29 protein-coding genes and 1 tRNA gene are annotated in these 25,648 nt (G+C 63.7%); 23 read left to right on the plus strand and 7 right to left on the minus strand.

The window, feature by feature from the left end:
- The first annotated feature begins 20 nt into the window (after positions 1 to 20).
- Positions 21 to 2,381: a bifunctional diguanylate cyclase/phosphodiesterase gene (locus tag OKW38_RS14535; protein ID WP_090803602.1), complete on the plus strand. Its 2,361-nt coding sequence runs from the start codon at positions 21 to 23 to the stop codon at positions 2,379 to 2,381.
- A 38-nt stretch (positions 2,382 to 2,419) separates the two neighbouring features.
- Positions 2,420 to 3,628, plus strand: coding sequence for a chromate transporter (locus OKW38_RS14540; protein WP_429362024.1), 1,209 nt, complete (start codon positions 2,420 to 2,422; stop codon positions 3,626 to 3,628).
- 72 nt (positions 3,629 to 3,700) lie between these two features.
- On the opposite strand, the gene OKW38_RS14545 is transcribed toward OKW38_RS14540, so the two are convergent.
- The 3 genes from OKW38_RS14545 to OKW38_RS14555 form a co-directional block, all read right to left on the minus strand.
- Positions 3,701 to 4,159, minus strand: a complete 459-nt coding sequence (locus tag OKW38_RS14545) for a CopD family protein (RefSeq protein WP_429335972.1) — start codon at positions 4,157 to 4,159, stop codon at positions 3,701 to 3,703.
- Positions 4,160 to 4,448: 289 nt separating this feature from the next.
- Positions 4,449 to 6,770, minus strand: a complete 2,322-nt coding sequence (gene parC, locus OKW38_RS14550) for a DNA topoisomerase IV subunit A (RefSeq protein WP_429362026.1) — start codon at positions 6,768 to 6,770, stop codon at positions 4,449 to 4,451.
- A 60-nt stretch (positions 6,771 to 6,830) separates the two neighbouring features.
- Complete coding sequence (locus OKW38_RS14555) at positions 6,831 to 8,816, minus strand: DNA topoisomerase IV subunit B (protein ID WP_429362028.1); 1,986 nt, start codon at positions 8,814 to 8,816, stop codon at positions 6,831 to 6,833.
- Between the two features lie 306 nt (positions 8,817 to 9,122).
- Here OKW38_RS14555 and OKW38_RS14560 point away from each other — a divergent pair, with 306 nt between their 5' ends.
- Complete coding sequence (locus OKW38_RS14560) at positions 9,123 to 9,257, plus strand: hypothetical protein (RefSeq protein WP_429362030.1); 135 nt, start codon at positions 9,123 to 9,125, stop codon at positions 9,255 to 9,257.
- On the opposite strand, the gene OKW38_RS14565 is transcribed toward OKW38_RS14560, so the two are convergent.
- Positions 9,250 to 11,184: an ATP-binding cassette domain-containing protein gene (locus OKW38_RS14565; RefSeq protein ID WP_090803598.1), complete on the minus strand. Its 1,935-nt coding sequence runs from the start codon at positions 11,182 to 11,184 to the stop codon at positions 9,250 to 9,252. The genes OKW38_RS14560 and OKW38_RS14565 overlap by 8 nt on opposite strands.
- A 156-nt stretch (positions 11,185 to 11,340) precedes the next feature.
- Positions 11,341 to 11,742, minus strand: a complete 402-nt coding sequence (locus OKW38_RS14570; RefSeq protein ID WP_187611043.1) for a DUF4399 domain-containing protein — start codon at positions 11,740 to 11,742, stop codon at positions 11,341 to 11,343.
- 307 nt (positions 11,743 to 12,049) lie between these two features.
- Between OKW38_RS14570 and OKW38_RS14575 the strand changes: the two genes are divergently transcribed.
- The 8 genes from OKW38_RS14575 (at position 12,050) to OKW38_RS14610 (ending at position 16,997) form a co-directional block, all read left to right on the plus strand.
- Positions 12,050 to 12,241: a rubredoxin gene (locus tag OKW38_RS14575; protein ID WP_090803595.1), complete on the plus strand. Its 192-nt coding sequence runs from the start codon at positions 12,050 to 12,052 to the stop codon at positions 12,239 to 12,241.
- Positions 12,242 to 12,445: 204 nt separating this feature from the next.
- Positions 12,446 to 12,520 (plus strand) — tRNA-Arg (locus tag OKW38_RS14580).
- A 164-nt stretch (positions 12,521 to 12,684) separates the two neighbouring features.
- Positions 12,685 to 13,905 carry a tyrosine-type recombinase/integrase gene (locus OKW38_RS14585; RefSeq protein WP_429335968.1) on the plus strand — a complete coding sequence of 407 codons (1,221 nt, stop codon included), beginning with the start codon at positions 12,685 to 12,687 and terminating at the stop codon, positions 13,903 to 13,905.
- Positions 13,906 to 14,118: 213 nt separating this feature from the next.
- On the plus strand, positions 14,119 to 15,144 hold the full coding sequence (locus OKW38_RS14590) for a hypothetical protein (RefSeq protein WP_429362031.1): 1,026 nt from the start codon (positions 14,119 to 14,121) through the stop codon (positions 15,142 to 15,144).
- 209 nt (positions 15,145 to 15,353) lie between these two features.
- The gene (locus OKW38_RS14595; protein ID WP_429362032.1) at positions 15,354 to 15,611 is read left to right on the plus strand and encodes a helix-turn-helix transcriptional regulator; all 258 of its coding nucleotides are present in this window, start codon (positions 15,354 to 15,356) and stop codon (positions 15,609 to 15,611) included.
- 2 nt (positions 15,612 to 15,613) lie between these two features.
- On the plus strand, positions 15,614 to 16,327 hold the full coding sequence (locus OKW38_RS14600; protein ID WP_429362033.1) for a KilA-N domain-containing protein: 714 nt from the start codon (positions 15,614 to 15,616) through the stop codon (positions 16,325 to 16,327).
- A complete protein-coding gene (locus tag OKW38_RS14605; protein ID WP_429362034.1) occupies positions 16,327 to 16,557 on the plus strand; it encodes a helix-turn-helix domain-containing protein in 231 nt (76 codons plus the stop codon). The genes OKW38_RS14600 and OKW38_RS14605 overlap by 1 nt, the downstream gene beginning before the upstream one ends.
- Positions 16,558 to 16,697: 140 nt before the next feature.
- Entirely contained in the window at positions 16,698 to 16,997 is a 300-nt protein-coding gene (locus OKW38_RS14610; protein ID WP_429362035.1) for an XRE family transcriptional regulator, read from the plus strand.
- 343 nt (positions 16,998 to 17,340) lie between these two features.
- Here the strand turns inward: OKW38_RS14610 and OKW38_RS14615 are convergent, their stop codons facing one another.
- Complete coding sequence (locus tag OKW38_RS14615; protein ID WP_429362036.1) at positions 17,341 to 17,565, minus strand: BrnA antitoxin family protein; 225 nt, start codon at positions 17,563 to 17,565, stop codon at positions 17,341 to 17,343.
- Between the two features lie 19 nt (positions 17,566 to 17,584).
- Complete coding sequence (locus tag OKW38_RS14620; RefSeq protein WP_429362038.1) at positions 17,585 to 17,857, minus strand: BrnT family toxin; 273 nt, start codon at positions 17,855 to 17,857, stop codon at positions 17,585 to 17,587.
- Between the two features lie 566 nt (positions 17,858 to 18,423).
- On the opposite strand from OKW38_RS14620, the gene OKW38_RS14625 reads away from it, so the two are divergent.
- The 12 genes from OKW38_RS14625 to OKW38_RS14680 all read left to right on the plus strand — a co-directional run bounded on the left by OKW38_RS14625 (position 18,424) and on the right by OKW38_RS14680 (position 25,250).
- The gene (locus OKW38_RS14625) at positions 18,424 to 18,645 is read left to right on the plus strand and encodes a hypothetical protein (RefSeq protein WP_429362039.1); all 222 of its coding nucleotides are present in this window, start codon (positions 18,424 to 18,426) and stop codon (positions 18,643 to 18,645) included.
- A 28-nt stretch (positions 18,646 to 18,673) separates the two neighbouring features.
- Complete coding sequence (locus OKW38_RS14630; protein WP_429362040.1) at positions 18,674 to 18,871, plus strand: hypothetical protein; 198 nt, start codon at positions 18,674 to 18,676, stop codon at positions 18,869 to 18,871.
- The gene (locus OKW38_RS14635; protein ID WP_429362042.1) at positions 18,864 to 19,127 is read left to right on the plus strand and encodes a hypothetical protein; all 264 of its coding nucleotides are present in this window, start codon (positions 18,864 to 18,866) and stop codon (positions 19,125 to 19,127) included. Before OKW38_RS14630 ends, OKW38_RS14635 begins: the two co-directional genes overlap by 8 nt.
- Positions 19,128 to 19,155: 28 nt before the next feature.
- Complete coding sequence (locus tag OKW38_RS14640; RefSeq protein ID WP_429362044.1) at positions 19,156 to 19,581, plus strand: hypothetical protein; 426 nt, start codon at positions 19,156 to 19,158, stop codon at positions 19,579 to 19,581.
- The gene (locus OKW38_RS14645) at positions 19,571 to 19,816 is read left to right on the plus strand and encodes a hypothetical protein (RefSeq protein ID WP_429362046.1); all 246 of its coding nucleotides are present in this window, start codon (positions 19,571 to 19,573) and stop codon (positions 19,814 to 19,816) included. Before OKW38_RS14640 ends, OKW38_RS14645 begins: the two co-directional genes overlap by 11 nt.
- On the plus strand, positions 19,809 to 20,153 hold the full coding sequence (locus tag OKW38_RS14650) for a hypothetical protein (RefSeq protein WP_429362047.1): 345 nt from the start codon (positions 19,809 to 19,811) through the stop codon (positions 20,151 to 20,153). The genes OKW38_RS14645 and OKW38_RS14650 overlap by 8 nt, the downstream gene beginning before the upstream one ends.
- Positions 20,146 to 22,920, plus strand: a complete 2,775-nt coding sequence (locus tag OKW38_RS14655; RefSeq protein ID WP_429362049.1) for a DUF927 domain-containing protein — start codon at positions 20,146 to 20,148, stop codon at positions 22,918 to 22,920. Before OKW38_RS14650 ends, OKW38_RS14655 begins: the two co-directional genes overlap by 8 nt.
- A gap of 288 nt (positions 22,921 to 23,208) precedes the next feature.
- Positions 23,209 to 23,544: a hypothetical protein gene (locus OKW38_RS14660; RefSeq protein WP_429362051.1), complete on the plus strand. Its 336-nt coding sequence runs from the start codon at positions 23,209 to 23,211 to the stop codon at positions 23,542 to 23,544.
- Complete coding sequence (locus OKW38_RS14665) at positions 23,541 to 23,921, plus strand: hypothetical protein (RefSeq protein ID WP_429362052.1); 381 nt, start codon at positions 23,541 to 23,543, stop codon at positions 23,919 to 23,921. The genes OKW38_RS14660 and OKW38_RS14665 overlap by 4 nt, the downstream gene beginning before the upstream one ends.
- Positions 23,922 to 24,046: 125 nt before the next feature.
- Positions 24,047 to 24,310: a hypothetical protein gene (locus tag OKW38_RS14670; RefSeq protein ID WP_429362053.1), complete on the plus strand. Its 264-nt coding sequence runs from the start codon at positions 24,047 to 24,049 to the stop codon at positions 24,308 to 24,310.
- Between the two features lie 103 nt (positions 24,311 to 24,413).
- A complete protein-coding gene (locus OKW38_RS14675; RefSeq protein ID WP_429362054.1) occupies positions 24,414 to 24,791 on the plus strand; it encodes a single-stranded DNA-binding protein in 378 nt (125 codons plus the stop codon).
- Positions 24,792 to 25,031: 240 nt separating this feature from the next.
- Positions 25,032 to 25,250, plus strand: a complete 219-nt coding sequence (locus OKW38_RS14680) for an HGGxSTG domain-containing protein (RefSeq protein ID WP_429363770.1) — start codon at positions 25,032 to 25,034, stop codon at positions 25,248 to 25,250.
- Positions 25,251 to 25,648 lie beyond the last annotated feature (398 nt).

The raw sequence follows: 25,648 nt of genomic DNA on the forward strand, positions 1-25,648 counted from the left end.
ACCCAGCCAAGGCCCGCGCGATGACTCAGTCCCGCTTCTCCGAGCCGCGCGAAGCCAGGCCGCGACGCGATCCATTGGTCACGCGCCGGCGCGCATTACTCGTCATTCCCGCCCTCGGGGTACTCGTACTGATCCTGCTGTGGACCGTGATCTTCGCGCGGCTGTCGGTAGAAAGGGACGCGACGTACCGCGAAGCGATGGCGTCTTCCGCAATACTTTCCGCGGCGCTCGAGCAGCACACCATCAAGGCGATTCACCAGGTCGATCAGATCACGCGCTTCGTCAAGTACGAGTTCGAAAAGACGCCCAATCATTTCGATCTCGCGAGCACGGTCGAAAAGGGCGTCGTGCAAAGCGAAACGCTCGTGCAGGTGTCGATAATCGACGAGCACGGCAGACTGATCGCCAATACGGCCGAACTCAACCCCGCTCACATCGACTTGTCTGACCGCGAGCACTTCAAGGTCCACGAGCACGAAAACGACGACCAGCTGTACATCAGCAAGCCCGTGCTCGGCCGCGTGTCGGGTCACTGGACGCTGCAGATGACGCGGCGTCTCAATCATCCGGACGGCTCGTTCGCGGGCGTCATCGTGGTCTCCGAAGACCCGAGCTACTTTACGTCGGACTTCTACAACAACGCGGCGATCGGCCGCGAAGGCGTGATCGCGGTGATCTCGGACAGCGGCACCGTGCTCGCGCGCCGCACCGGCAACGCCAGCAGGACGAGCAGCACGTTCACCGCGAGCGGCACGTATCCGACCTCGGAGCATGTGTCGGGCACCTACGTCGATTCGATCGACAACGTCACGCGCATCGTGTCGTACCGGCACATCGACGGCTATCCGCTCGGCGTGCTCGTCGGTCTTTCGCAGGGCGAAGAATTCGCCGATTACAACCACACGCGCAACGTCTATCTGTTGATGGCGGGCTTCATCTCGCTCGCGATGCTCAGCTTCTTCGCGGTCGCGACCGGCCTGATAGGCAAACTGCTAGGCCGCGAGCGCGAGATGACGCAACTCGTCGAATACGATCTGTTGACCGGCCTGCGCAATCGCTACGCGACGCTGCAGGCGCTGCGCCATGACGTCGCGCAGCCGTTCAACCTGGGTCGCCTCGCGATTCTTTTTATCGACCTCGACAACTTCAAGACCGTCAACGACACGCTCGGCCACAACGCCGGCGACATCGTGCTGCAGATGACAGCCTCGCGCCTCGCCACCGCGGTCGGCGACGACGGCGCGCTGAGCCGCATCGGCGGGGACGAGTTCGTCGTCGTGATCAAGGGCGACGATGTCGAAAAGCGCGCGGTCGCGCTCGCCGAAGCCGCCGGCGAAGCGTTCTCGAAGCCGTTCGAGGTGCGCGGCAGCGCGTTCGTGCTGCATGCGAGCATCGGCATCGCGCTGTACTCGGTCGCCAACGAAAGCGAGATCGACCTGCTGAAGAAAGCCGACCTCGCGATGTACAGCGCGAAGGACGCCGGCAAGAACTGCTACCAGTTCTATTCGCCGCATCTGTCGCATCGCGCCGACCATCTGATGAAGTGGGAGCAGCAGTTGCGCGTCGCGCTGGCCGAGGGGCAACTGTTCCTCGCCTATCAGCCGAAGATCGATCTGAAGCGCCGCTGCATCACCGGCTTCGAAGCGCTCGTGCGCTGGAACCATCCGCAGCACGGACTGATCCCGGCCAACGAGTTCATCCCCGTGGCCGAGTCGACCGGCCTGATCGTGCCGATCGGCGACTTCGTGATCGAGACCGCATGCCGTCAGCTCGCGCAATGGCAGCAGCAGGGCTACGACACGCTATCGCTCGCGGTGAACATTTCGGCGGTGCAGTTCTGGCGCGGCGACCTGTTCGAAACGGTCTCGCGCGCGATCGAGGAAACCGGCATCTCCGCCCGTCGCCTCGAACTCGAAATCACCGAAACGACGATGATGGAATTTCCGGAAGTGGTCTCCGAAAAAATCTTCGCGCTGAAGCGTCTCGGCGTACGCATCGCGCTCGACGATTTCGGCACCGGCTACTCTTCGCTGTCCTATCTCAACCGCTTTGCCGTCGATACGCTGAAGGTGGACCGCTCGTTCGTCCAGGCGATTCCGGGCGACCGCAGCGTCTGCGTAATGGTCACCGCGATCGTCAACCTCGCGCGCTCGCTCGGGCTCACGGTGGTGGTCGAAGGCACGGAGACCGAAGAGCAGATTGCGTGGCTGGCCGCGCTCGGCCATATCGAGGCACAGGGCTTCCTGTTCTCGCGGCCAGTGCCAGTGGAGGCGATCCCGGCACTGCTCGAGCGCTTCGGGGTATGCGGCATGAACAGCGTCGGCGGCCGCCGCGTCGCGCACGAAGCCCACAGCGCAAGCAGCCTATCCAGCAACAATTAAAGGACGGGCACCCGCACGGCGGGGCCCGCGCAGCGCCGATGCAGACCATCATGAGCGATGAGACTGCCCGCCGCGGGCAACGGGAACCGCTATGGACGCTGTTCCGGGTCGTGTGCGGCCTGTCGGCGCTGTCCTGGGGCGGTCTCGCGTTGATGGCGCAGCTCGAGCATCATTACGTGGAACGCGAGGGGCGGCTCTCGCGCGTGGCGTTCTCGGACCTGATCGCGCTCGCGTGGATGGTGCCGGGACCCGTCGGCTGCAACGTCGCCGTGCAGCTCGGGCACGCGCTGCGCGGACGCGCGGGCGCATGGGTCGCCGGGGTGGCGAGCGTACTGCCCTTCTTCACGCTGATGACGCTGTTCGCGATCTTCTATCGCACGCCCATCATGCACACGATCACGTCGCAAACCCTGCTGCATCACTTCAGCGTCGTGCTCGCGACGCTGATCGCGCTCACCTGGTACAAGCAAACCCGCGCGCTCGTGCGGGGCAAGCTCGAATGGACGGCGGCGCTGCTCGGCAGCATCGCGCTGCTCTATGCGCACGGCGCCGCGGCGTATGTGGTGATGCTCGGCGCGGCCTTCGGCGCCGGCTGGTTCGCGAGTCGGGAGCGCGACTCGCGACTCGCCGTGTCGCTCCAGCGCGGCGACTATCGGCTACTGGCCGCGCTCGGCGTGCTGCTCGTGCTGTTTGCGCTGCCGCTGCCGCATCGCTATGACCTCGCGCTGCTGTGGCCGCGCCTCGCTGGCGCCGGCATGACGCTGTTCGGCGGTGGCTTCTCGGCGTTGCCGGTGCTGAAGACGCTGTTCGTCACGCCGGCGGTCGGCGTGTCCGATAACGACTTCACGCTCGCGTTTACGCTGTCGCCGTTGTCCCCGGGACCCCTGCTGAACGTGGTTCCGTTCTTCGGTTATCTCGTCGATGGCTGGCTCGGCGCGCTGATCGCGACGCTCGCGCTATTCGTGCCGTCAGGCTGCCTCGTCGTGCTCGCGCAGCGGCATCTGCATCAGTTGAAGGTGAACCCGCGCTTCGAGCACGGCATGAGGATTCTGCGCGCGGTCACGACCGCGTTTCTCGCGGTCGCGGTACTGCGCATTGCCGTGCACGTACCGCTGGAGCCGATCTATCTGCTGACCGCGACGTTCTCCGCGATGTGCTTCGCGAAGCTGAAGGTGCCGGTGTATGCCGTGTATGGAACGGTGGCGGTGGCGTGCGGTTTGTGGCTCGCGTACGGCGCCACGACGTGATGCGTCGCGGGCCGCACGAAGCCTGCTGCGCCGTTGGCGATCCGGCGGTCCGGCGATCCGGCGATCCGGCGATCAGAACCCGCGCGACAGCGCAGCGAAGCCGATCGTCACGACGCCCAGCACGAGATTGATCAGCACGAGACGGCGAACCGTGCCGACCGCCTGCGCGCCATCGGGCCACTTCTGCGCCTGCACCGCGCGGCGAATGCGCGGATATACGGCGAAGCGGATATGCCCGAAGATCAGCATCATCACGATGCCGAGACCGGTCATCGCATGCAGCGGCCAGCTAGCATGAGCGCCGCCGAATTGCATCAGCAGGAAGCCGCCGCTGATCAGGATCACGAGCACCGACACCCCGACCCAGTTGAAGAAGCGCCCAAATACCGACTCCCACAGCGGCAGGCGCAGTTGCGGCGACAGATCGCCGAGCGCAGGGCGCAGGCAGAAATGCGCGAACACCATACCGCCGACCCACACCGCCACCCCGAGCAGATGCAGAAAAAGCGCGACTTCGATAGCCTTGTTCATGTAGTTTTCCTCTCCCGACGACGCCACACCGTTTAGGACACGCAATCCCGCTCAGCACCAACTGAGCGCGTTCGACCATACGTGATGCAGGCAGTTCCGGGTATCGACGTCTATTGCGTCGTGTTTTGTCGTTGTGATCGCGGCCCGTTCATCTGGCCGCGACGCCGCCGCGCCCCGTTTGCTTCCACGCCCTTCGCGCGACTGACTTTGCTGCGACAGACCGCGAGCGCCCCGCATGCTAGCAGGCGCTCACGGTTTTACAGCGTCAAACTTCGTTAAATCGACTCCACTAGGCCGGCAGCACCGGACGCATGCCGTCGAGCTTCAGCTTGCTGGCGGGCGCGCGTCCCTTGCGCGCACGCTTGCCGACATGCGCCGCAAGCTCGGCGCCGGCCAGCTTCTCCTCGTCGACGCGTCCGCCACGACGCGTGCCGATCAGCATCACGCCTGCTTTGTTGATCGCGAGCGCCTGCACGAGCGTTTCGTTGTCGTCGAGCGCCATCAGCGTGACGCCACGGCCGCCGCCCGACAGCGTCTTCATCTCGTCGAGGCCGAACACGAGCAGACGTCCGCCCGACGACAGACACGCGACCTGCGCCGCGTCCGGCAGCATCGGCATCGGCGCGAGCGGCGCGGCGCCGGCGTCGATCGTCATGAACGACTTGCCGGCCTTCACGCGGCTCACCATATCGCCGAGCTTCGCGATGAAGCCGAAGCCGTTGCTCGACGCGAGCAGCAGCGCCTGTTCCGCCGACGCCGCGTAGTAGTGCATCAAATGACTGCCCGATTCGAGCTCGATCAGCGACGTGACCGGCACGCCGTCGCCGCGTCCGCCCGGCAGTTGAGCCACCGCGACCGAATAGACGCGCCCGTTGCTACCCCACGCGATCAGCGTATCGGGCGTGCGGCATTGGAACGCCGCGTAGAGGCCGTCGCCGGCCTTGAAGCTGAAGCCGGCCGTATCGAGCCCGTGGCCCTTCAGCGCGCGCACCCAGCCCTTTTGCGACACCACGACGGTGACCGGCTCGTCGACCACGCGCGCTTCGAACGTCGCGCGCTTTTCCTGCTGAATCAGCGTGCGGCGCTCGTCGCCATACTGTTTCGCGTCGGCTTCGATTTCCTTGATCAGCAGGCGCTTCATCGCCGGTTCGCTGCCGAGCAGCTCTTCGAGCTTGGCCTTCTCGTCGCGCAGCTCGGCCAGTTCCTTCTCGATCTTGATCTTCTCGAGGCGCGCCAACTGACGCAGCCGGATTTCGAGGATGTCCTCGGCCTGGCGATCCGTGAGACCGAACGCGGCCATCAGCGCGACCTTCGGCTCGTCCGATTCGCGAATGATGCGGATGACTTCGTCGATATTCAGGAAGACGATCATCCGGCCTTCGAGAATATGGATGCGGTCGTCGACCTTCGACAGGCGATGCCGCGTGCGGCGCGTCACCGTCGCGAAACGGAACGCGATCCACTCGTGCAGGATTTCGCTCAAGCCCTTCTGACGCGGCCGGCCATCGCCGCCGACCATCACCATGTTCAGCGGTGCGTTCGATTCGAGGCTCGTATGCGCGAGCAGCGTGTTGACGAAGTCGGTCTGATCGATGCGGCTCGACTTCGGCTCGAACACGAGGCGCACCGGCGCGTCCTTGCCCGATTCGTCGCGCACCGCGTCGACGAGCCCGAGCAGCGTCTGCCGCGTCTGCAACTGCTCGGGCGTCAGCGTCTTCTTGCCGAGCTTGATTTTCGGGTTGGTCTGTTCTTCGATTTCCTCGAGCACCTTCTGCGCGGCCGTATTCGGCGGCAGTTCGGTGATCACGAGTTGCCACTGGCCGCGCGCGAGATCCTCGATCTTCCAGCGCGCGCGCACCTTCAGGCTGCCGCGGCCGGTTTCGTACGCGGCGGCGATTTCCGCCTCGCTCGAAATGATCTGGCCGCCGCCGGGGAAGTCCGGACCGGGCACATGCTGCATCAGCTCCGCGTGCGAGAGCTTCGGATTGCGGATCAGCGCGACCGCCGCTCCTGCGACTTCGCGCAGGTTGTGCGACGGAATTTCCGTCGCGAGGCCGACGGCGATGCCCGATGCGCCATTGAGCAGCACGAACGGCAGACGCGCCGGCAGCACCTTCGGCTCTTCGAACGAGCCGTCGTAGTTCGGCATGAAGTCGACCGTGCCCTGATCGATTTCGGCGAGCAGCAGCTTTGCGATCGGCGTCAGGCGCGCTTCGGTGTAACGCATCGCCGCCGCGCCGTCGCCGTCGCGCGAGCCGAAGTTGCCCTGGCCGTCGATCAGCGGATAGCGCATCGAAAAGTCTTGCGCGAGACGCACGAGTGCGTCGTACGCGGACTGGTCGCCGTGCGGGTGATACTTACCGAGCACGTCGCCGACCACGCGCGCCGATTTGACCGGCTTCGCGTTGTCGCCGAGGCCCATCTCGTTCATCGCGAACAGGATGCGGCGCTGCACCGGCTTTTGCCCATCGCAAACATCGGGCAGCGCGCGGCCCTTGACCACGCTGACCGCATACTCGAGGTACGCGCGCTCCGCGTAGTTGCCGAGCGTCAGCACGTCGCTGTCCGACGGCGGCTCGTTGAAAAGGTCGAGAGTGTTATCGTCGTCCATCTAGATTCCGTGTCCGTGTTTGGCTTGAAGTGTCGTATGCCGCATTGAGGCGCAATGCGCTCAGATGTCCGCTTCCACTTCGTTGCCCTTCTCTTCGAGCCAGCTGCGGCGCGACGCCGCTTCGCCCTTGCCCATCAGCATCGTCATGCGCGCGACGGTCGCATCGTAGTCGAGTTCGCCGAGCGCGACCGGCTGCAGGCGGCGCGTGTCGGGATTCATCGTCGTATCCCACAGCTGCTCGGCGCTCATTTCACCGAGACCCTTGAAGCGGCTGATCGACCACTGGTTGTCGCGCACGCCGTCCTTGCGCAGCTTGTCGAGAATCGCCTCGAGCTCGCCTTCGTCGAGCGCATAGAGCTTCTGCGCGGGCTTCTTGCCGCGCGCGGGCGCATCGACGCGAAACAACGGCGGACGCGCGACGCACACATGACCGCGCTCGATCAGTTGCGGGAAATGCTTGAAGAACAGCGTGAGCAGCAGCACCTGGATATGCGAGCCGTCGACGTCCGCATCCGACAAAATGCAGATCTTGCCGTAGCGCAGATTCGACAGATCGACCTTGTCGTCCGGATTATGCGGATCGACGCCGATCGCCACTGAAATGTCGTGCACCTCGTTATTCGCGAACAGGCGATCACGTTCGGTTTCCCATGTGTTCAGCACCTTGCCGCGCAGCGGCAGGATCGCCTGGTATTCCTTGTCGCGGCCCATCTTCGCGGAGCCGCCCGCCGAGTCGCCCTCGACGAGGAACAGTTCGTTGCGGCCGATTTCCGTCGATTCGCAATCGGTCAGCTTGCCGGGCAGCACGGCAACGCCCGAGCTCTTGCGTTTCTCGACCTTCTGCCCCGCGCGCGTGCGCGCCTGCGCCTGCTTGATCACGAGGTCCGCGAGTTTCTTGCCGTGCTCGACGTGCTGGTTCAACCACAGTTCGAGCGCCGGCCGAGCGAACGACGACACGAGCTTGACCGCATCGCGGCTATTCAGGCGCTCCTTGATCTGCCCTTGAAACTGCGGATCGAGCACCTTCGCCGACAGCACGAACGACACCCGCGCGAACACGTCTTCGGCGAGCAGTTTCACGCCCTTCGGCTGCAGGTTGTGCAACTCGACGAAGCTCTTGACCGCCTGATAAAGACCGTCGCGCAAGCCCGATTCATGCGTGCCGCCCGCGGGCGTAGGAATCAGGTTCACGTACGACTCGCGCGTGAGCGGCCCTTCCTCGCTCCACGCAACGACCCACGCCGCGCCCTCGCCTTCGGCGAACGTCTCTTCGCTCGAGCGCGAGCTTTCCGCGTAGCGCTCGCCCTCGAACAGCGGAATCAGCAGATCGCTGCCGTTCATGCCTTCGAGCAGATAGCCGCGCAGGCCGTCTTCGTATTTCCAGCTTTGCCGCTCGCCGGTTTTTTCGTTGACGAGCGTGACCTCGACGCCCGGCAGCAGCACCGCTTTTGAGCGCAACAGACGCTGCAATTCACCGAGCGGCAGGTTCGGCGAATCGAAGTACTTCGGATCGGCCCACGCGGTCACGCGCGTGCCGGATTTCTTGTCGGCCCTGGTGGCGGCACGCACTTCGAGCGGCTTCGCGACGTCGCCGTGCGCGAAGCTCAGTTCGGCGACCTTGCCGTCGCGCCACACGGTGACGTCGAGCCGCGTGGACAGCGCGTTGGTGACCGACACGCCGACGCCGTGCAGACCGCCCGAGAACGTATAGGCGCCGCCGGCGGCCTTGTCGAACTTGCCGCCCGCGTGCAAGCGCGTGAAAACGATTTCGACGACCGGTACGCCTTCGTCGGGGTGCAGGCCGAACGGAATGCCGCGGCCGTCGTCGTCGACCGAGACCGAATGGTCCGTGTGCAGCGTGACCGTGATTTGCCGGCCGTAGCCGCCGAGGGCCTCGTCCGATGCGTTGTCGATGACTTCCTGAATGATGTGCAGCGGATTCTCGGTGCGGGTGTACATGCCGGGTCGTTGCTTGACCGGCTCCAGACCCTTCAACACCTTGATCGACGCTTCGCTATACGCGGCGTTTGGCTTTTTCGTAGACATGATTGACTCGGTGCGTCGGTTCATCGTTGTCCACAGGTCCTGTGGACAGGGCCTGGACAATGCGTTGAGTATTCAAAAAAAGCGAAACGAAACAACGGGGTTAGGTGGAGCGCCCGCGATGCGGGCAAGCTGTTTTGTCGCGCGGCTTCCGTTGGCGCGCTCGAATGCCGGACATAGACGCACAGCCCGCCGGGGAAGCCTGTTCGCGGGGTATTGTACTGATTTCGATCACCGCGGCAATTGACCCCGCGCTGAATTGGCCGACTGGATAAGGCGCGGCGGGCGTTGGGGGACATGCAATGCAGGATGGACGGCTCGCAGGACGGCGGCGCGATCGGTATCGGCGGAAAATGCACGGGCGCGCGCCGGCTGAATTTCGGTGCCGTGCGCGGCGGCGCTTTCTGTTGTTTTTGTGCCGGCCGCGCACGCCGCGTTACTTGACGCGGTTTTCCAGCTCGTCCCAACGTTCGAGCGCGAGCATCAACTCTTCGTCGATCTCGGCATAGCGCTCGGTCAGACGCGCGCCTTCGCGTGCATCTTTCGCGAACACCGAGCCGTCTTCGAGCTGCGCGCCGATTGCCTTCTGTTCGGCCTCGAGGTCGGCAATCATTTTCGGTAGCGCCTCCAGTTCGCGCTGCTCCTTGAACGACAGCTTCGCGCTGCGCTGCGCATTGCGGCCCGACGCGCTGTCCTTCGGCGCCGCTTCTTTCGGCGCTTCCTTGCTCGATTCTTTCTGCGCTTCGAGCGCGAGTTGCTCCGAGCGATCGCGCTGCGTCTGCCAGTCCGTGAAGCCGCCGACGTATTCGCGCCACTTGCCGCCGCCTTCCGAGGCGATCACCGACGTCACGACGTTATCGAGAAACGCGCGGTCGTGGCTGACGAGCAGCACCGTGCCGTCGTAGTCGATCAGCAGTTCTTCGAGCAGTTCGAGCGTCGGAATGTCGAGGTCGTTGGTCGGTTCATCGAGCACCAGCACGTTGGCCGGGCGCGCGAACAGGCGCGCGAGCAACAGCCGGTTGCGCTCGCCGCCCGACAGCGACTTGACCGGCGAACGCGCGCGCTCCGGTGCGAACAGGAAGTCGCCGAGATAGCTCATCACGTGCTTCTTCTGGCCGTTGATTTCGACCCACTCGCTGCCGGGGCTGATCGTGTCCGCGAGACTCTTTTCCAGATCGAGCGCCGCGCGCATCTGATCGAAATACGCGACCTGCGGATTCGTGCCGACGCGCACGTTGCCCTCGTCGGGCGCGAGATCACCGAGGATCAGCTTCAGCAGCGTGGTCTTGCCCGCGCCGTTCGGACCGACGAAGCCGATCTTGTCGCCGCGCATCACCGTGGCCGTGAAGCGGTCCACCACCGCGCGCTCGCCATAGCGCTTCGTCACGTCCGTCAGTTCCGCCACGATCTTGCCGGACTTCTCGCCCTGACCGACGTCGAGCTTCACGTTGCCCTGCACGTTGCGGCGCTCGGCGCGCTCGTTGCGCATCTGCACGAGGCGCGCGATGCGGCCGACGCTGCGCGTGCGGCGTGCCTCGACGCCCTTGCGAATCCACACTTCTTCCTGCGCGAGCAGTTTGTCGAACTTCTCGTTCTCGATGCGCTCGACTTCCAGCTGCTGCGCCTTGCGCGTCTGGTACGCGGAGAAATTGCCCGGATACGACAGCAGCCGCCCGCGATCGAGCTCGACGATGCGCGTCGCGACGCGGTCGAGAAACGCGCGATCGTGTGTGATGAACAGCAGCCCAGCGCGCAGCGACACCAGCAGATCTTCGAGCCAGCGGATGCCGTCGAAGTCGAGATGGTTGGTCGGCTCGTCGAGCAGCAGCACGTCGGGCTGCACGACGAGCGCGCGCGCGAGCGCGGCGCGCTTCTGCATGCCGCCCGACAGCGAGCCGATACGGGCTTCGCCGTTCAGGCCGATCTGCTGCAGCGTGGTCGCGACGCGCGTGCTCCAATTCCATGCGTCCGCGGCGTCCAACGACGATTGCAGCGTGTTCATGCGCGCGAGCAGCGCGTCGTGTTCGGCGCCCTCGGGCGTGTCGGCGAGCTGATGCGCGACCGCGTCGTATTCGTCGAGCAGCGCGCGCGCCTCGGTGAGCCCGGCGGCGACCGCGTCGAACACGGTGTCGTCGGCGTTGAACTCGGGCTCCTGCGGCACGTAGACCGTGCTCAGATGCTGCTGACGCGTGACGAGGCCGTCGTCGGGTTTGGCCAGATCGGCGACGATTTTCAACAGCGACGACTTGCCCGCGCCGTTGCGCCCGATCAGCCCGACGTGCTCGCCCGCTTCGAGCGAGAAATCCGCGTGGTCGAGCAGCGCGACGTGACCGAACGCGAGCTGCGCTCCGGTAATGGTGTAAAGCGACATGGGAATGGGAGAAGACAGCGATGAGTCGGAACTGCTCATTGTACCGGGCGTAGGGCCGGCCGCAGGTATGCCGGGCGGGAACATCCGTGCGATGAAGCGCGCGACACAGTGTGCAACGCTATCGGCGCGGGCCGGGCCGGCCTTTCAAGCAGTTGCTTACTTGACGTGCACCGTGATCGTCTTGCTCATCTCCGGCCCATACGAGCGATGCGCGCCGTCGCCGAATTGCAGCGTCAGCGTATGGTCGCCCGGCGGCAGCGTCAGATCGGTTTCAGTCTGGCCTTTGCCGAAGTGCAGCGACTTGTCGGTCGCGGGGACGACCTCGCCCTTCGGCAGCGGCTTGCCGTCGATCAGCAGGTGATGATGCCCGGTGCCGTCCGTCAGCGTGCCGGCGGGCGCGATCTTCATGCCGTCAAGGCCAAACACGACGTGCACCGGATTGGTGACGGTCGCGCCGTCCGCCGGTTGCACGAAGGTCACGCCCTCCGCCTGCGCCACACCTGACCCGGCGAGTAGCCCAGCCGCCGCGACGCCGACCAACCATCGGTTTATAAACATCGCTTTCTCCTTTGGAAACGAAACCCGGCGATGCGGCGCCGCCAGCGGCCTCTCCGAGACCGATCGTCTCAATACGTGCGAAGCGAGCGCCACATCTGTCCAATCGAATGGCTTGCAGGTCAAAGCGTACACGGCTTGTGTGACGAGGCCCGTCGCGCGAACCCGGGCTCGCCGCAGAGGCGTTGGGGCGGCGCCGCTTCGGTCGTCTGCGGCTGATTTGACAAATTCCGGTAATATTGCGGGTCGCCGCGCCGCCCCATAAAGGGGCAGAGCAAGCCGGCCATTGCATTGAACGAGAGAGCGTGTCGTGAGCGAAGTAATCGAAGTGACGGAATTCAAGAGCTGGGTCTGCCTGATTTGCGGTTGGATCTACAACGAGGAAGACGGTCTGCCCGAAGAAGGCATCGGACCGGGCACGCGTTTCGCCGACATTCCGGAAGACTGGCGCTGCCCGCTGTGCGACGTGGGCAAGGCGGAGTTCGCGGTGGTGGAGTTTTGACAGTGAGATGAGCTTGGGGCGATAGGCGCGGTTGCGTGCGCTTCGTCAGATGCTCAGGTGGTTTTCGCGGCCCGGCAGGCGATGTCTTCGGGGGTTTGTTTTTGCGGGATTTGTGCGAGGCGCGGGCGGCTGCTGGCTTGGCTCTCCTCTTGCCCGCGCCGGTTTGATATACTCTGCGCTCGCCGATCTGTCCGGCTCGGTCCTCTCCCTGTAGTTCAATGGATAGAACAAGTGCCTCCTAAGCGCTAGATACAGGTTCGATTCCTGTCAGGGGGACCAACTAAGCTCCAAACGTTCACCACGTTTCACCACAAAACCCCGCCCAGCCCAGCCTAGCGGGGTTTTTTGTTGCCAACGTCGTCAAGGTTTCACCATTGACAGCGGGGGTATTGCGGGGGTACTTATCGGGGTATCAATCGACCCCCTCTTTCAGATACCCCCAAATGGCACTGACCGACACCGCGATCAAGAACACAAAGCCCGCCGAGAAGCCGCTCAAGCTGTTCGACGGCGGCGGCCTGTTCCTTCTCATAACACCGGCGGGCCAGAAGTACTGGCGGCTCAAATATCGGGTTGCCGGAAAAGAAAAGCTGTTAGCGATCGGCGTCTATCCCGATGTTGGTCTGGCGGCGGCAAGAAAGAAGCGCGACGAGGCGCGCGAGCTACTGGTGGATGGAATTGATCCGGGCGAGGCAAAAAAGGATGACAAGCGCTTGCGCGCCCTGAGCGCCGCGAATTCATTTGAGGCGGTGGCGCGGGAGTGGTTTGAGGGGCAACGAGGCGGATGGACGGCGGGCTACGCCGAAAAGGTTATTGCCTCGCTGGAGGGGGACGTGTTCCCCACCCTTGGCAGCAAGCCTCTCGCTGATATAGAGGCTCCCCACCTGGTCGAACTGCTGCGAACCATAGAGTCCCGAGGCGTCCGCGAGACGGCGAAGCGGATATTGCAGCGCAGCCGCGCCGTGTTCCAGTATGCAATCATGACCGGGCGATGCTCCCGCAACCCGGCAAGCGACGTTGACGCCGCTGTCATCCTGAAGAAAGGGCCGGGAGTACAACACATGGCCCGCGTCAAGGCGCTGGAACTGCCGGAACTGATGCGGGACATTGCCGGATATAGCGGCGACCTTATAACCCGGCTGGCGCTCGAACTGATGGCTATCACGTTCGTCCGGACTGGCGAACTGATCGGCGCGAAATGGGGAGAGTTCGACACTACCGCGGCGGAGTGGCGCATCCCTGCTGAGCGTATGAAGATGCGCACCCCGCATATCGTGCCGTTGAGTCGCCAAGCACTCGCCGTTATCGAGCAACTACGCGAGATGAACGGCAACCGGGATCACGTGTTCCATAGCCCTCAAAGCCGTGGCCCCATCTCGAATAACACCATGCTCTACGCGCTGTACCGGATGGGCTACAAATCCCGGATGACCGGGCACGGGTTCCGGGGGCTGGCCGCAACGACGCTGCGGGAAATGGGCTACTCGCGTGACCTCGTAGACCGCCAGCTAGCGCACGCCGAACGCAATCAGGTCACGGCGGCATACGTCCACGCCGAATATCTGCCCGAGCGACGCCAGATGATGCAGCACTGGTCCGACTTTATCGAAGCTTCGCGGGCTGGCGGGAAAGTGGTTACTGGAAAGTTCGGTTCGGCGGCGTGAAGCCCTCTGTGGTCTGCCCCCACATCGCATTTGCACGCAAACCCTGACGCCGCATTGCGTTAATGGTGGGGCAAACAAAAGTACAATCATCCACAATCGTTGCCACGTACCGGCAACCGGCAAGTCACACCGCGCCTAGCTCGACGGGGCGAAAACCGGGCTCCCTTACCCGGCTGGTGCGGTTCCTCATAAGGCTTTGCGTGCAGGGACGCAATGAGCGAATTATCTCAAGCTGTACTAGGTGGCGATCTGAAGAGAGTCATCGATGCGTGGGCCGAAGTTGAGACGATCTTGGCAATAGATCGGCAGGGAGCCGCCAACGTGGTTCAGCGAATCTCAGCCGATCTTGATCTAAAGCTATATCTCGACTCGGAGGATTTTCCGGGGCTATGGTTTCCACTCAGCAAAGCTGAAAACCGAGATCAAATGATGGCGTCACTCGTCATGTCGGGCTACGCGTCCAACATGGAGTGTGACCCGGGAGGTTGGACTAACTGGCGAATCTTGCCATCCGACTACGGCCGGATCATTGAACAGGTGCAGCGAATAGCGTCGGGAGGCAAAACGGCGATTCCTGATTGGATGCTACGTTACAAGGGGCGTCACGACATATCGCTGCACGATGCAGCCCATATTCTTGCCGGAATTCCACCTTTGACGGATTGGAATGAGCTTCCGAGAGAGATTTACGGCTGCATCATTGAATGGCGCGGAGCGTTGATCGATGCGATTAACCATGTGGAAATCAATGCGTCCAGCTGGTCGGCCCATCAGGACTCGGAACAGATGCTCCCTCACGCCGACATTCGCGCATGGTGCGACCGGCGGCAACACACTTGGCCGATTCCCGATCCGAGCCCGCAACCGAGGAACGACGCTGAACGCCTAATGGAGCGGATGCGCTCCGCCGAAGCGGAGCGCGATGACCTTGCGCGCCAGCTACAGACCGCACATGCAGAGATCGCGCGCCTTAAATCACTGGAAGAAATGCAAGGCTATCGAGACATGACACATGATCGCTTTGCACCCAAACTTGCAGCTGCCATCGATGCGTGGGAGGCTGTAACTGACCCTCAAGGGAAACACCCCAAACAGGCGCTCACGCAATGGCTTACCACGAACGCGGCGGCACTCGGACTTTGGGACAAGAACGGCCCGAACAAGACAGCAATTGAAGAGGCCGCGAAAGTTGCAAACTGGAAAGAGCGCGGCGGCGCGCCCAAAACTCCTGGGAAATAATCCCCCCACCCATTCTGATCCTTGCTGGCATTGGATTTTCTGCGATTCCCTCGAAATCGCAGAGCAAATCCCCCCACCCGTTACGCTCAAATTCACCTACCTATTAGCCTTAATGGGTGGGTGAGTTTTTTGAATCCGCCCACCTATTCTGCGACACAGCGCGCCCCCTACGCTGCGAGCCATGTTCAACGAACCACAAAGGTTCTCACATGGTCGCAAATCATCGCAGCGCACCGCCGACCGGTAGTGCTCAATCCGAATCGCAGGCGCTGCCGCTCGACGGCTACACGCGCTGGGACGATCTGAAACGCATCATTCCCATGAGTCACGAGACGGTCCGCCAGCGCGAACTCAAAGGGCGTTTCCCGAAACGCGTGCAGCTCGGCTCGGCGCGATGTGTCGCCTGGAAAAACCGGGAGCTGCACCGATGGCTTGCTGACCCGGCGAACTACCGTGCGGAGGCCTGAGCATGGCGACGACCAAAAATGAAAAGGGCCGCACTCCCGCGAAGAGTGCAGCCCTGACGACCCGCGCCAATGATACCGCGCTGCGCATCGAGTACGACGGCGAGCTCGTGGAGTTCACGAAAGATGGCTGGATCAACGCTACGCAGGTCGCCGCCCGTTTCGGTAAGCGTCTGGATAGCTGGCTGAGAAGCCCAGAGACACAGGAATACATAGCCGCATTGGCAGCCGCCATAAATTCCCACGATTCGGGGGATTTAATCCGCACCCAGCGCGGCCGTATCGGCGGGACGCGCCTGCATCCGAAGCTAGGCGTCCTGCTGGCCCGCTGGTGCAGCGCCCGCTTCGCCGTCTGGTGCGATCTGCAAATCGATCACATCCTGCGGGGCGGCTTGAGCCTGCTGGAAAAGGATTCCCGCTCGCGCAGCACGACGCCGGACCGCGAACCGTTGTTGACCGTCGCCGCCGCCATCGTCGCCCGTCATCGTCTCCCGTTCGGCGCAGTGTACGAAGCGCTAGACCTGTTCGCAGGCGTGACCCACGCGCGCGAAATGACGTGTGCACAGGTCGCGGACACTACCGCTTTCGGCGACCGCCTGCTCTCGGGCACCGCAACACCCGCCGACTTTGCGCGCATCGAAGCCCATCGCACGCAGCTCGGCGGCGAGCGTGCGCAACTGCCGTTAGTCGTCGGCGGCTTGCTGGCGGGAGACCTCTGATGAGCGACCGCAACTCCGCCGCCAGCCAGCGCGATCGTCTGCTCCGCGCCCTCAAGCGCGGCCCGATCGACACGCAGCACGCGAGCCGCCAGCTCGACATCATCCACCCGCCGCGCCGCGTGTTCGAGCTGCGCAAGCTCGGCCACCGCATCACGACCTCGTGGGTGTGGCGCACCACCGAGGCCGGCGAGCGTCACCGCGTGGGCTTGTACGCGTTGGAGGGCCGATAGCATGGCTCATTGCTTGACACCTAGGCGGAATCCGCCTGCATTTGTCCGTATGGGCAGCGCATCCGCGCGGCCGCTATCCGAAAGGAACCATACTATGCAACCCTACGTTTGCGCCGCCGTGCGCACTGGATTGACACGCCATGCTCTACGAACCGCCATCCGTGGCGCAACTGAAACAATGGAAGGAGAAGCTCGGCTTTTCCGGCGCGCAGATGGCCAACATTCTCGGCCTGAAGAGCGCACGTCGCTGGCGCGAGTATGCGGAGGAAGCGAAACAACAGGGGATTCCACCAGCGAACCTGTTTATGGCCTGCGCGTTGGTAGCGCTCTCTCCTGCGCAGGTCGATCACGTGCTGACGCTGATGCGCGAAGTGGGCGCAACGATCGACCTGGACGCGAATTCGGAGTCGTCAGCGGACAAGGCCCGCGAACCGAAGTAGCCGCATTGGGCAGGCAAAAAAACGGCCGCCCGTTGAAAGGCGGCCTGTCGAGAATGGCTATTGCCCGCTGTCCGGCGGACAAAGCGAAGCCCAGCGCTGGTTTGCAACGCGCGCGTGTCAGCGGCCGCAATCAGTGCCGCGATGGCCTCACGCCAAAGCGCGGCACGTCCGATTGCGGCTCTCTCTCCGTCGATTGGGAGGGGCCGTATCGAGCCGCGGCCTCGCGATCGAGCCGCCGACTATCCATCGTCGTGCGCCCCCGCTTCACGAGCGCGCGGTGCAGTCTGGATCTGAACATCGCTGGACCCTCCTTGCGGTTTGCCGCCGGCGGCGCGGCGGCGCGTTACACCTCAATCTCTTCCAGCTTGTGCGTTTTGAGCCAGTCACGCACAAGCGCATTGAGCCGCGATTGCCAACGCGGGCCGCTCGCCTTCAAGGTTTCAAGTACATCGTCATCGAATCGCACGGTTGTCGCCGTTTTGGTCGTACCGCGCGGGCGACCCCTGCCGCGCTTCACGAGCCGGTTGCCTTCGTACTGGTCGGCTTGCTCGAAAAATTCGTCGGTCAATTCCGGCGCGTCGTCCGGGTCAACCCATTCGGTGCGCGTAGCGCGCTTGCTCACGTTCATTTGCTTTCCTCATGCTGATGATGCGGCGAGCCTCGCCGCGAGGCGTCCAGACCATGACGACCATGCGCCCGTCCAGCGTGCCCACGGTAATGAAGCGGGGCTCGTTGTAGCCCTCGCGCAAGTCTTCGGCTGTGTAATGCGTGCCCGCGAAAACCTCGACGGCGCGCGCGAAATCCAGCCCCCTTTCCATCAGTGCCCGGTCGCGTTTGTTGGCGTCGAATTCGATTTGCATGGCATTTATTGTACTAACGTTTATTTGTCATGCCAAGCTTTATTTGTAATCACAAAAATTCGCTTGACGCCGGGCGGCGCGTGGCGCTATTCTGGCCCCGTCGCTGAAACAGCAGCGACCGGGTTTGACAGCCTGAATAGTCGGAGGCGGACAGCCGCCTCAGCGCGGTTTTTTTACGTCCGTCTGCTTTGTGCCGCCTTCAATGGTCGGGCCTTGGTGGGGGTGCGTTCGCGCACGCCGGTTTCCTCTGACGCCGGTCTGTCAACCCTGCCTTGCGCCCGGCCACCCCGTTTGACAGCGGGCGACCGGGTCTTTAACCCAGTCAGAGGAGGCCGCACTATGCGCCACGCCCCCGCTCGTCCTGAGCAACCGTCTTTTCCCGCAAAACCTCACCTATATCGTCAATGAAGCGCTGCGCGCCGCCGCGCTCGCGCCGACCTATCAGGATGCACTCGACATTACCGGCGACGCGCTGCGCTTGCTGGCGGAGATGTCCGCAAACAATCCCGGCGCAATTCGGCGTGCGCACAGCGCTGAGTACTCCTACACGGTAAGCGGAGGCCGCCATGCGTAAGAACACGACAGCAACAGTCGAGTCCATGAACGCGGAAATCGACCGCATCGGCTACGCACTGGCAAAGCAGGTTCCAGACATGGAACGAGGCTTCACGATTCAGACGAGCTACGGCGAACTGCGGATCGACGCCGAGGATGCCCCGCGCTTTGTCGCGCTCGCCCGCAACCTCCTGCAAAAGCAACTCAAGCGCGCGGAGGTGAGCCATGTCTAACCTCGCACGCACACAGCAAGAAAGCAGCATGACCGAGCTGGACGCCGCCGTTATCCGCGTCGATCAATTGCAGGCGCTCGCCAGTCTGCTGAGCCTCGAAGAAGTAGCAGAACAGTTCGCCGGCATGTCGACCACCGCGCAGGTCGCGCTGTTCGGCCTGTTCGAAGATCGCCTGGGCGACATTCGCGCTGCGCTGGCCAGCGAGATGGAGGTGGCACATGGCTAACACCATCACCACAATGGACACCGCGCTCGAAGCGGGCATTGAAGCGACCGACACGGCACGAGCTGCCTTCGACACCGCGACCATGCGACTGGGCGAGCTGGTTGCGCTGACCGCGCTACTCGCTGACGACGATACGATCATCGCCGTTGGCAACCTCAACCCGATCGAGCGGACGACGCTTTTTTCCCTTGTTGAACGCCTCGCCCGCGATACGCGCACAAGCCTTCTCCAATCGCCGGAGGCCTCCCATGTCTGAGAACACAAAGAATCCCGTGCGCCAACGTGTGACGGCCGCCACCCTCATCGACTTCCTCCGGGATCGCACCGATATGTCCGCCCTTGCGGCCGCTGACCTTGAATGGCTCGGCGGTGCAGCCGACGCGGCGCAGACAATGGCCGGCACGTTGAGTGACACGCTCGCAGGCCTTCCAAATCTGATTTGCGACAGCAAGGGGGGCGCCCCCCATCTCGGCGAAGGCTGCATCGAACAGGTTTTGTGGGGCGCGGCGGACACGCTCACGATCATTGGGTCGCTGTCGCTCGTCGCGAGCGAGGCGGACTTCGTATTGCGTGAGCGTCTGTCGGGCGAACTGGAAGCGGCGCGCACGAGTCCCGAGGCAAAAGCGCGGAACGCTCGCACAAAACCGGCCGCCTCTTCGTGTGCGCGTAGCACTGAGGACTCCTCAAAGGAAGCAGGCCATGCGCGCTAACTCCTCAATACACAGCGAGGTACTGGCCGAACTCGAACAGGCGACCAATGTGCTCAACGCGCTCGACTCCTTGATCGGCGTGCAGTTCAGCGGCGGCGGTCTGGAACCGGAGGAGTTCTACACCGTCACGGCGGAACTCTCGGAGAGCATCACCCGCCGCCTTGATACCGCGCACCGCGCGATAGCAGGTAACGACACCGCGCCCGCCATATCACAGGAGGCGGCCCATGCCTGAGTGCGCCTACCGCTTGAAGCTCTCGACCGAATGGCCGTACCTGTTCACGTTCTATGTGGCCGTCGAGCGCGTGGCCCCGCACATGATCGATGTAGACGCCGTGGAGATTGTCGACGCACTGGCAAAGGCCGCAGAACGTCAGCGAGCGCGCCTGCAGGGCTCCGACTACAGCGAGCCGCGCGAGCCGTTCACGGTGGCCGCAATCCCGCACTACACCGTAGCGATTGTGTTCGATGCCCGCACATTCGACTCGTTCCGCATTCGCAACGAAGCGGCATCAATTCTTTTCACACTCAGGCGCGAGATCGAACGCGCGCAGGAGGTGCCGCATGAGTGAACTCATCATGGACGAACAGCAACGCATCGAGGCGGCGCTCGCCGCCATCCCACCCGACATCGAGCGGGAACAGTGGTGGCGCATCGGCGCTGCCCTGAAACACGAGCTCGGCGACGGCGGTTTCGATGCATTCGACCTGTGGAGCAGGGGCGGCGCGAGCTACAGCGTTGCTGACGTACGCGACACGTGGCGCTCACTGAGTACAGACGGCCGAATCACCATCGGCACGCTGTACGGGATCGCAAAGCATTACGGCTTCCAGCTGTCAAATCACGCCGCGCCCGCCGTCGATGTTGCGGTGATCGAGAGGCGCCGGGCAGATCGCGCCGCACGCGCCGAAAAGGCGGAGGCCGAGCGCCTGACGCGCGCCCGCGCGGCGGCAACACTCGCGTTCGCGGTGCTGGCGAAATCGTCACCGGCCCGCGACGATCATCCGTACTTGATACGCAAGGGACTAACCGCGCCCGCCACGCTGCGCGAGCTTGACATAAAGCACCTGACGGCGCTGCTGAACTATCCCCCGAAACAGGGAGACGTTCCGCTCACGGCACGCGTGCTGCTCGTTCGCATTGAAACCGCGGACGGTGTGACGAGCCTGGAGATGATCGACGGGGACGGCCGCAAGACAGCGTTGTCTGGCGGCACAAAGGCCGGCGCGTACTGGCTCGCTTCGCAGCCGGGCGACGCGGTGCACAGGATCGCGATCGCCGAAGGCGTGGCAAGCGCGCTTACGCATCAACAGCTCTACGGGACGGACCTTGCGGTAGCCGCCCTGTCGGCAGGCAATCTCCCGAAGGTAGCCGAGGCGATGCGAGCCGCCTATCCCCAAGCCGTGATCCTGATTCACGGCGAGATCGGCAACGGAGCCGGAAAGGCACTTGAAGCCGCCCAGTCCGTCGGCGGCGCGCTGGTTATCCCTGACTTCGGCGATGACCGTCCGGACGACGCGACCGACATCAATGACCTGTTCGTACTGCGCGGTGCCGAAGTGGCACGCGCGTGCGTTGATAGTGCGCAAGCCGTCGAACTGGCAGGGGAAATGGATCGTGGTTCAGCCAGTTTCCCCCGCATCGAAGAGCGTCCGTGCTGGCGCGTTTATGACGCGTGGGAGGAGATTGACGGCAGGCGGATGAAGCCGGGTGTTTACTGGCATGGCGTCAAGCTCGGCAAGGGCGACGCGCCGCCGGAGATGGTCGACAAGTGGATCAGTTCGCCCTTGTGGGTCGCGGCGATCACGCGCAATCAGGAAGACGCCGAGTATGGCCGGTTGCTCGAGCTGCTGTCGCCGGCCGGCAGGCGCAAGAAATGGGCGATGCCCATGTCCATGCTCGCTGGCGACGGAAACGAGGTGCGCGCCGTGCTGCTGTCCGAAGGGCTGGTGTTTGATCTGAATGACCGGCAGGCTGTGCCGCGCTATATCGCGGGCCAGCATCCAAAGCTGACGATGCGTGCGGCGAGCGTGACAGGCTGGCACGCCGGCGCATTCGTTCTACCCGAAGTAGTGATCGGCGCAGACGATATCTGGTTTCAGTCAACCGGGCGCACCGCGCCGTATTCGAGCGCCGGCACGTTCGAGCAATGGCGCGAGCTCGCGGCGCTCGCCGTCGATAACCCGCTGCTGGTGTTCGCCATGTGCGCCGGATTCGCCGGCCCCTTACTTGGTCCGTTGAACATTGACGGAGGCGGTGCGCACCTGTACGGCGACTCGTCACACGGCAAGACGACAGCGGCGCGGGCCGCAATCAGCATTTGGGGCAGTCCGCGCTTTGAGAGGAAATGGCGGGCGACTTCAAATGGTCTGGAGGGTACCGCTGCGCTCCACTCAGACACACTGCTGATGCTGGACGAGATCGGCGAGATCAAGCCGCACGACCTGTACGAGACAGCCTATGCGCTTGCCAACGGCATGGGAAAAACACGCGCGAACCGGCACGGTGAGGCCCGGCAGGCGACGCGCTGGCGCGTTTTCGTGCTCTCTACGGGCGAACCGACCGTTGCGGCACGCATGGCGGCCGGCGGCATCGAGGCGAAGGCGGGCCAGGCCGTGCGCCTGCTGGACGTGCCAGTCACCGGCACATACGGCGTGTTCGAAACACTGCACGGGCGCGCATCGGGTAGCGCGCTGTCGGACGAAATGCGCGCAATGGCGGCGACACACTACGGCCACGCCGGGCCGCGCTTCATTGAGGCGCTGGTGCGCGAGTTGCGCGCTGATTTTAGGCTCGCCGATGCGCTGCATGGTCTTCTGGAGAGATTCGACGCGGCGGAGGGACAGGAGCGGCGGGCGGCGCGTCTGTTCGCGGTGTGTGCGCTGGCCGGGGAAATGGCGATCGCTTGGGGCATCGTGCCGTGGCAATCGGATGAACCGACCCGCGCCGCCCTTCATGCGTTCAACCTCTGGCGCAGGGAACGTCCCCCCGGCGGTCAAAGCGCGGAGCACGCCGCCATCCTGCGCGCGGTGGCTGACTTCATTGACCGCTACGGCGACAGCCGGTTTTCGAACATCGAGGGAAGCGCCGACCTGATCCGCGATCGCGCTGGGTACTGGAAACAGGACGGCGAGCGGCGACTGTACCTGTTCACGTCTGGAGGCTTGCGCGAAGCGACAAAGGGCAACGACTTCAATCGGGCCTTGCGCGCGCTCGACGAAGCGGGCGCGATTGCTGATAGAGGCAAAGTGGAGATTGCGAAAGTGACGCACACGCCAGAAAGGAAGAAACGCCTCTATCACATCGACCCCAGCGCGATCGAGGGAGGCGGGGAATGAAATTCACAGCGGACATTGCATTTTGTGCCGTAACTCACGTAACCAACGTAACAAGCCCACCAGCAAAGGCTTTCAGCGGTTACGCCGGGTTCAGTGATGACGTAACTGACGTAACCCAATGTCATCAACCACACCATCCGTTACGTGGGTTACGCCCAGTCCAAAGCCGGCGTAACCGCGCAAACCCTTACCGCATAGGGCTGTTACGCCAGTTACGTGAGTTACGCCTCAAGAAAGAGTGGGTGGGGCGAATCCGTCAACTCGCGGAACCGGACAAGGGAGGCACACATGTTTTATGAAAATCCAAATGGATCGCCCTGGAGCGAGAAAGTCATTCCATTGGCGGGCGTCAGGCTTCCCTGGGGGCTGCGTCTGTCGGGTGATGAAATACTCGGCCTGCGCGGCGATCTGGTAGAGCTCGTTGAGCAGGTGGCCGCTTACGAATGCTGGGCGGAGGAGTTCCTGTGCAGCGTCATGTATCTGGCGCTACACGCGCCGGTAAGCGATCTGCTGCCCAACCTGCACCATTACCGGGAGCGGCTCGATGTGGCGGAGGCTGAGATCGACGCGCGCATCGCGCTTGATAAGAAACCGTCGCGCTCGCCCGATGAGAGGCTGCGATGAGTGAGCGCACCCCGAAAACCCTCACCGCCCGAGTGCGAGCGCCCGTCGATCCGGACGGCGGCGCGCATCTGCCGTGGGGACCGCACCTGTCACCCGATGACATGTTCGGGATGCGCGCCGAGCTGGCCGAACTGATCGAAGACATGGCCGATGCCGAGGACTGGCCCGCGTCATATCGCGATGAAGTGCTGGCGCGTGCGATGCGCGGGCCGTTGCATGACCTGTTGCCGAATCTGCATTACTTCCGCGAGCGCGTAGCCGAGTTCTCCGCCGAGTGCGAGGCGCGCGCGCTGTTGCGCCGCCGCGCTTGGCGCGCGAACGAGGATCTGTCGAAGCGCGGTTATTCGGAGGCGCGAGGCACGGCCGCGACCCGTTAGCCAGGGAGGGTGCGCCGATGACGGAGCGCATCCGCGAACCGATGCGCCACGGCGACACAGCATCGGAAACCAGTACGGGAGGCCGTCGTGATCAATGACCTGTTTTTCACCGCGAAGGAAATGCAATGACGATTCAGAACGAGTACGAACTGGCTGATGCAACCGCGACGCTCCTGTTGAGCGAGAACTGCGGAATGGATCTGTTGACCATGCAGGCGACTATCGCGCAGCACCTCTGCGACCGCGGCGACAGCCTGAACGACGAAACGCAGACGATCCTGCGCGGTGTCATGGTGGCGCTGAATGTCATGCATCGTCAGATGAACGTGACGGCCTCTTCGCTCGGGTTGCCGCCCTATCGCTCGGATATCGAGGGGGGCGCACAATGATGTGCGAACCGAAAGCGGTGTCCGGTCGCATCCGCTTCCTGATGGCAGATGGCGAGCCGCGCTGTCGAGTCGCGGCGGCTACTCAATCACGGAGGTGAATTGCATGATCGATGGGCTGATCGCGGGGAAGCTGTACGGCACCGCGCAAACACGCACGGGACAGAGTGGCAAGACGTTCGTCACGGCGAAGGTGCGCGCCGCCGGCGGCGACGGAGAAACGCTGTTCGTGAACGTCATCACGTTTTCGGATACGGCCGCCGCCGCGCTGCTCGCGCTCGAGGACGGCGACGCTGTGGCGCTGGCCGGCACGCTTTCGCCGAAGGTCTGGACGGACAGGCACGGCGAAGCCCGCCCGGCGCTCGACATGGTGGCGCACGCGGTGCTGACCGCCTATCACGTGCGGCGCAAGCGCAAGGCCGTGCAGCCAGAAGAACCCGGCCCGGTCGACGGCGCGCATCGTGACATGGACGACGATCTGTGAAAGCCCGGCGGCGCGCAGCGATTGCGTCGGCATCCCGAATTTCTTCAGTCCACCACGCGCGCGCGTTTGCACAGAGGGGCCACCATGACGACTGACGCAGAGAAGCGGCGACGCCTGAAAGCGCACTACGCCGAGTGCGATCGCGTGCGGGCACTGCGCGACGAGCTCGAACGTGCCGCCCACGCGCGATGGCTTGACCACCTTGTGATCTCCGGGCCTCGACGGGCCGGGCGGCCGCCCATGCCGGCACTCCCCGTTTGCCCACCCTTCCCTGATGATCTGCTCGGGCTTCGGTGCGGCGCGAAGACCCGGGTCGGAACACCCTGCAAGCGCGTCGACCTGTACGCGAACGGACGGTGCAAACTGCACGGCGGGCTCTCGACCGGACCCACCACGCCCGAGGGCAAGGCACGGGCCGCACGCAACGGCCACGCACCCAAACGGAAGCGGAGCCCATGAGCGGTTCATAAAAGTTAATATCCGCGTGTCATGCGGCGTCCATGTTTGAGCGGTATTGAAACCATGCCGCGCCGCGCGGTAGCCACTCAGGTATCCACGGAAAACGCAGTTACCACGCTGGCGGTTACCACTCTGGTTACCACGGTTTGGGCGGTTCGCACGCTGGTAGCCATCGGTCAGTGCGAACCACGGCGAGCGCGCCGCCCGTCACGGCTTTGCGGCTGGTTCGCGGCCGTTGGTTCGCGCTCAGGTTCGCACGGAAAACGGCCTTGCAGACTGCGAACCAAGCGGGGACCGGTTGCCACCGGAAGCGCCCCGCGAAGGCCCGCCAGCCAAGCAGAGCGGCTGGTTGCCACGCGTGAGGTTGCCACTCAGGTTGCCACGGAAACCGCCCATCT

The sequence above is a fragment of the Paraburkholderia sp. MM5496-R1 genome, assembly GCF_050436205.1.
Classification (GTDB): domain Bacteria; phylum Pseudomonadota; class Gammaproteobacteria; order Burkholderiales; family Burkholderiaceae; genus Paraburkholderia; species Paraburkholderia tuberum.

Excerpts from the sequence above, each read along its gene's own strand:
- OKW38_RS14625 (WP_429362039.1), top strand. The coding sequence starts at position 18,424 with ATGCGTAAGAACACGACAGCAACAGTCGAGTCCATGAACGCGGAAATC.
- OKW38_RS14660 (WP_429362051.1), top strand. The coding sequence starts at position 23,209 with ATGTTTTATGAAAATCCAAATGGATCGCCCTGGAGCGAGAAAGTCATT.
- OKW38_RS14535 (WP_090803602.1), top strand. The coding sequence starts at position 21 with ATGACTCAGTCCCGCTTCTCCGAGCCGCGCGAAGCCAGGCCGCGACGC.
- OKW38_RS14665 (WP_429362052.1), top strand. The coding sequence starts at position 23,541 with ATGAGTGAGCGCACCCCGAAAACCCTCACCGCCCGAGTGCGAGCGCCC.
- OKW38_RS14570 (WP_187611043.1), bottom strand. The coding sequence starts at position 11,742 with ATGTTTATAAACCGATGGTTGGTCGGCGTCGCGGCGGCTGGGCTACTC.
- OKW38_RS14605 (WP_429362034.1), top strand. The coding sequence starts at position 16,327 with ATGAGCGACCGCAACTCCGCCGCCAGCCAGCGCGATCGTCTGCTCCGC.
- OKW38_RS14670 (WP_429362053.1), top strand. The coding sequence starts at position 24,047 with ATGACGATTCAGAACGAGTACGAACTGGCTGATGCAACCGCGACGCTC.
- OKW38_RS14545 (WP_429335972.1), bottom strand. The coding sequence starts at position 4,159 with ATGAACAAGGCTATCGAAGTCGCGCTTTTTCTGCATCTGCTCGGGGTG.
- OKW38_RS14595 (WP_429362032.1), top strand. The coding sequence starts at position 15,354 with ATGGTCGCAAATCATCGCAGCGCACCGCCGACCGGTAGTGCTCAATCC.
- OKW38_RS14555 (WP_429362028.1), bottom strand. The coding sequence starts at position 8,816 with ATGTCTACGAAAAAGCCAAACGCCGCGTATAGCGAAGCGTCGATCAAG.
- OKW38_RS14610 (WP_429362035.1), top strand. The coding sequence starts at position 16,698 with ATGCTCTACGAACCGCCATCCGTGGCGCAACTGAAACAATGGAAGGAG.
- OKW38_RS14585 (WP_429335968.1), top strand. The coding sequence starts at position 12,685 with ATGGCACTGACCGACACCGCGATCAAGAACACAAAGCCCGCCGAGAAG.
- OKW38_RS14540 (WP_429362024.1), top strand. The coding sequence starts at position 2,420 with ATGCAGACCATCATGAGCGATGAGACTGCCCGCCGCGGGCAACGGGAA.
- OKW38_RS14600 (WP_429362033.1), top strand. The coding sequence starts at position 15,614 with ATGGCGACGACCAAAAATGAAAAGGGCCGCACTCCCGCGAAGAGTGCA.
- OKW38_RS14565 (WP_090803598.1), bottom strand. The coding sequence starts at position 11,184 with ATGTCGCTTTACACCATTACCGGAGCGCAGCTCGCGTTCGGTCACGTC.
- OKW38_RS14645 (WP_429362046.1), top strand. The coding sequence starts at position 19,571 with ATGCGCGCTAACTCCTCAATACACAGCGAGGTACTGGCCGAACTCGAA.
- OKW38_RS14630 (WP_429362040.1), top strand. The coding sequence starts at position 18,674 with ATGACCGAGCTGGACGCCGCCGTTATCCGCGTCGATCAATTGCAGGCG.
- OKW38_RS14650 (WP_429362047.1), top strand. The coding sequence starts at position 19,809 with ATGCCTGAGTGCGCCTACCGCTTGAAGCTCTCGACCGAATGGCCGTAC.
- OKW38_RS14655 (WP_429362049.1), top strand. The coding sequence starts at position 20,146 with ATGAGTGAACTCATCATGGACGAACAGCAACGCATCGAGGCGGCGCTC.
- OKW38_RS14590 (WP_429362031.1), top strand. The coding sequence starts at position 14,119 with ATGAGCGAATTATCTCAAGCTGTACTAGGTGGCGATCTGAAGAGAGTC.
- OKW38_RS14680 (WP_429363770.1), top strand. The coding sequence starts at position 25,032 with ATGCCGGCACTCCCCGTTTGCCCACCCTTCCCTGATGATCTGCTCGGG.
- OKW38_RS14675 (WP_429362054.1), top strand. The coding sequence starts at position 24,414 with ATGATCGATGGGCTGATCGCGGGGAAGCTGTACGGCACCGCGCAAACA.
- OKW38_RS14560 (WP_429362030.1), top strand. The coding sequence starts at position 9,123 with ATGGACGGCTCGCAGGACGGCGGCGCGATCGGTATCGGCGGAAAATGC.
- OKW38_RS14620 (WP_429362038.1), bottom strand. The coding sequence starts at position 17,857 with ATGCAAATCGAATTCGACGCCAACAAACGCGACCGGGCACTGATGGAA.
- parC (WP_429362026.1), bottom strand. The coding sequence starts at position 6,770 with ATGGACGACGATAACACTCTCGACCTTTTCAACGAGCCGCCGTCGGAC.
- OKW38_RS14635 (WP_429362042.1), top strand. The coding sequence starts at position 18,864 with ATGGCTAACACCATCACCACAATGGACACCGCGCTCGAAGCGGGCATT.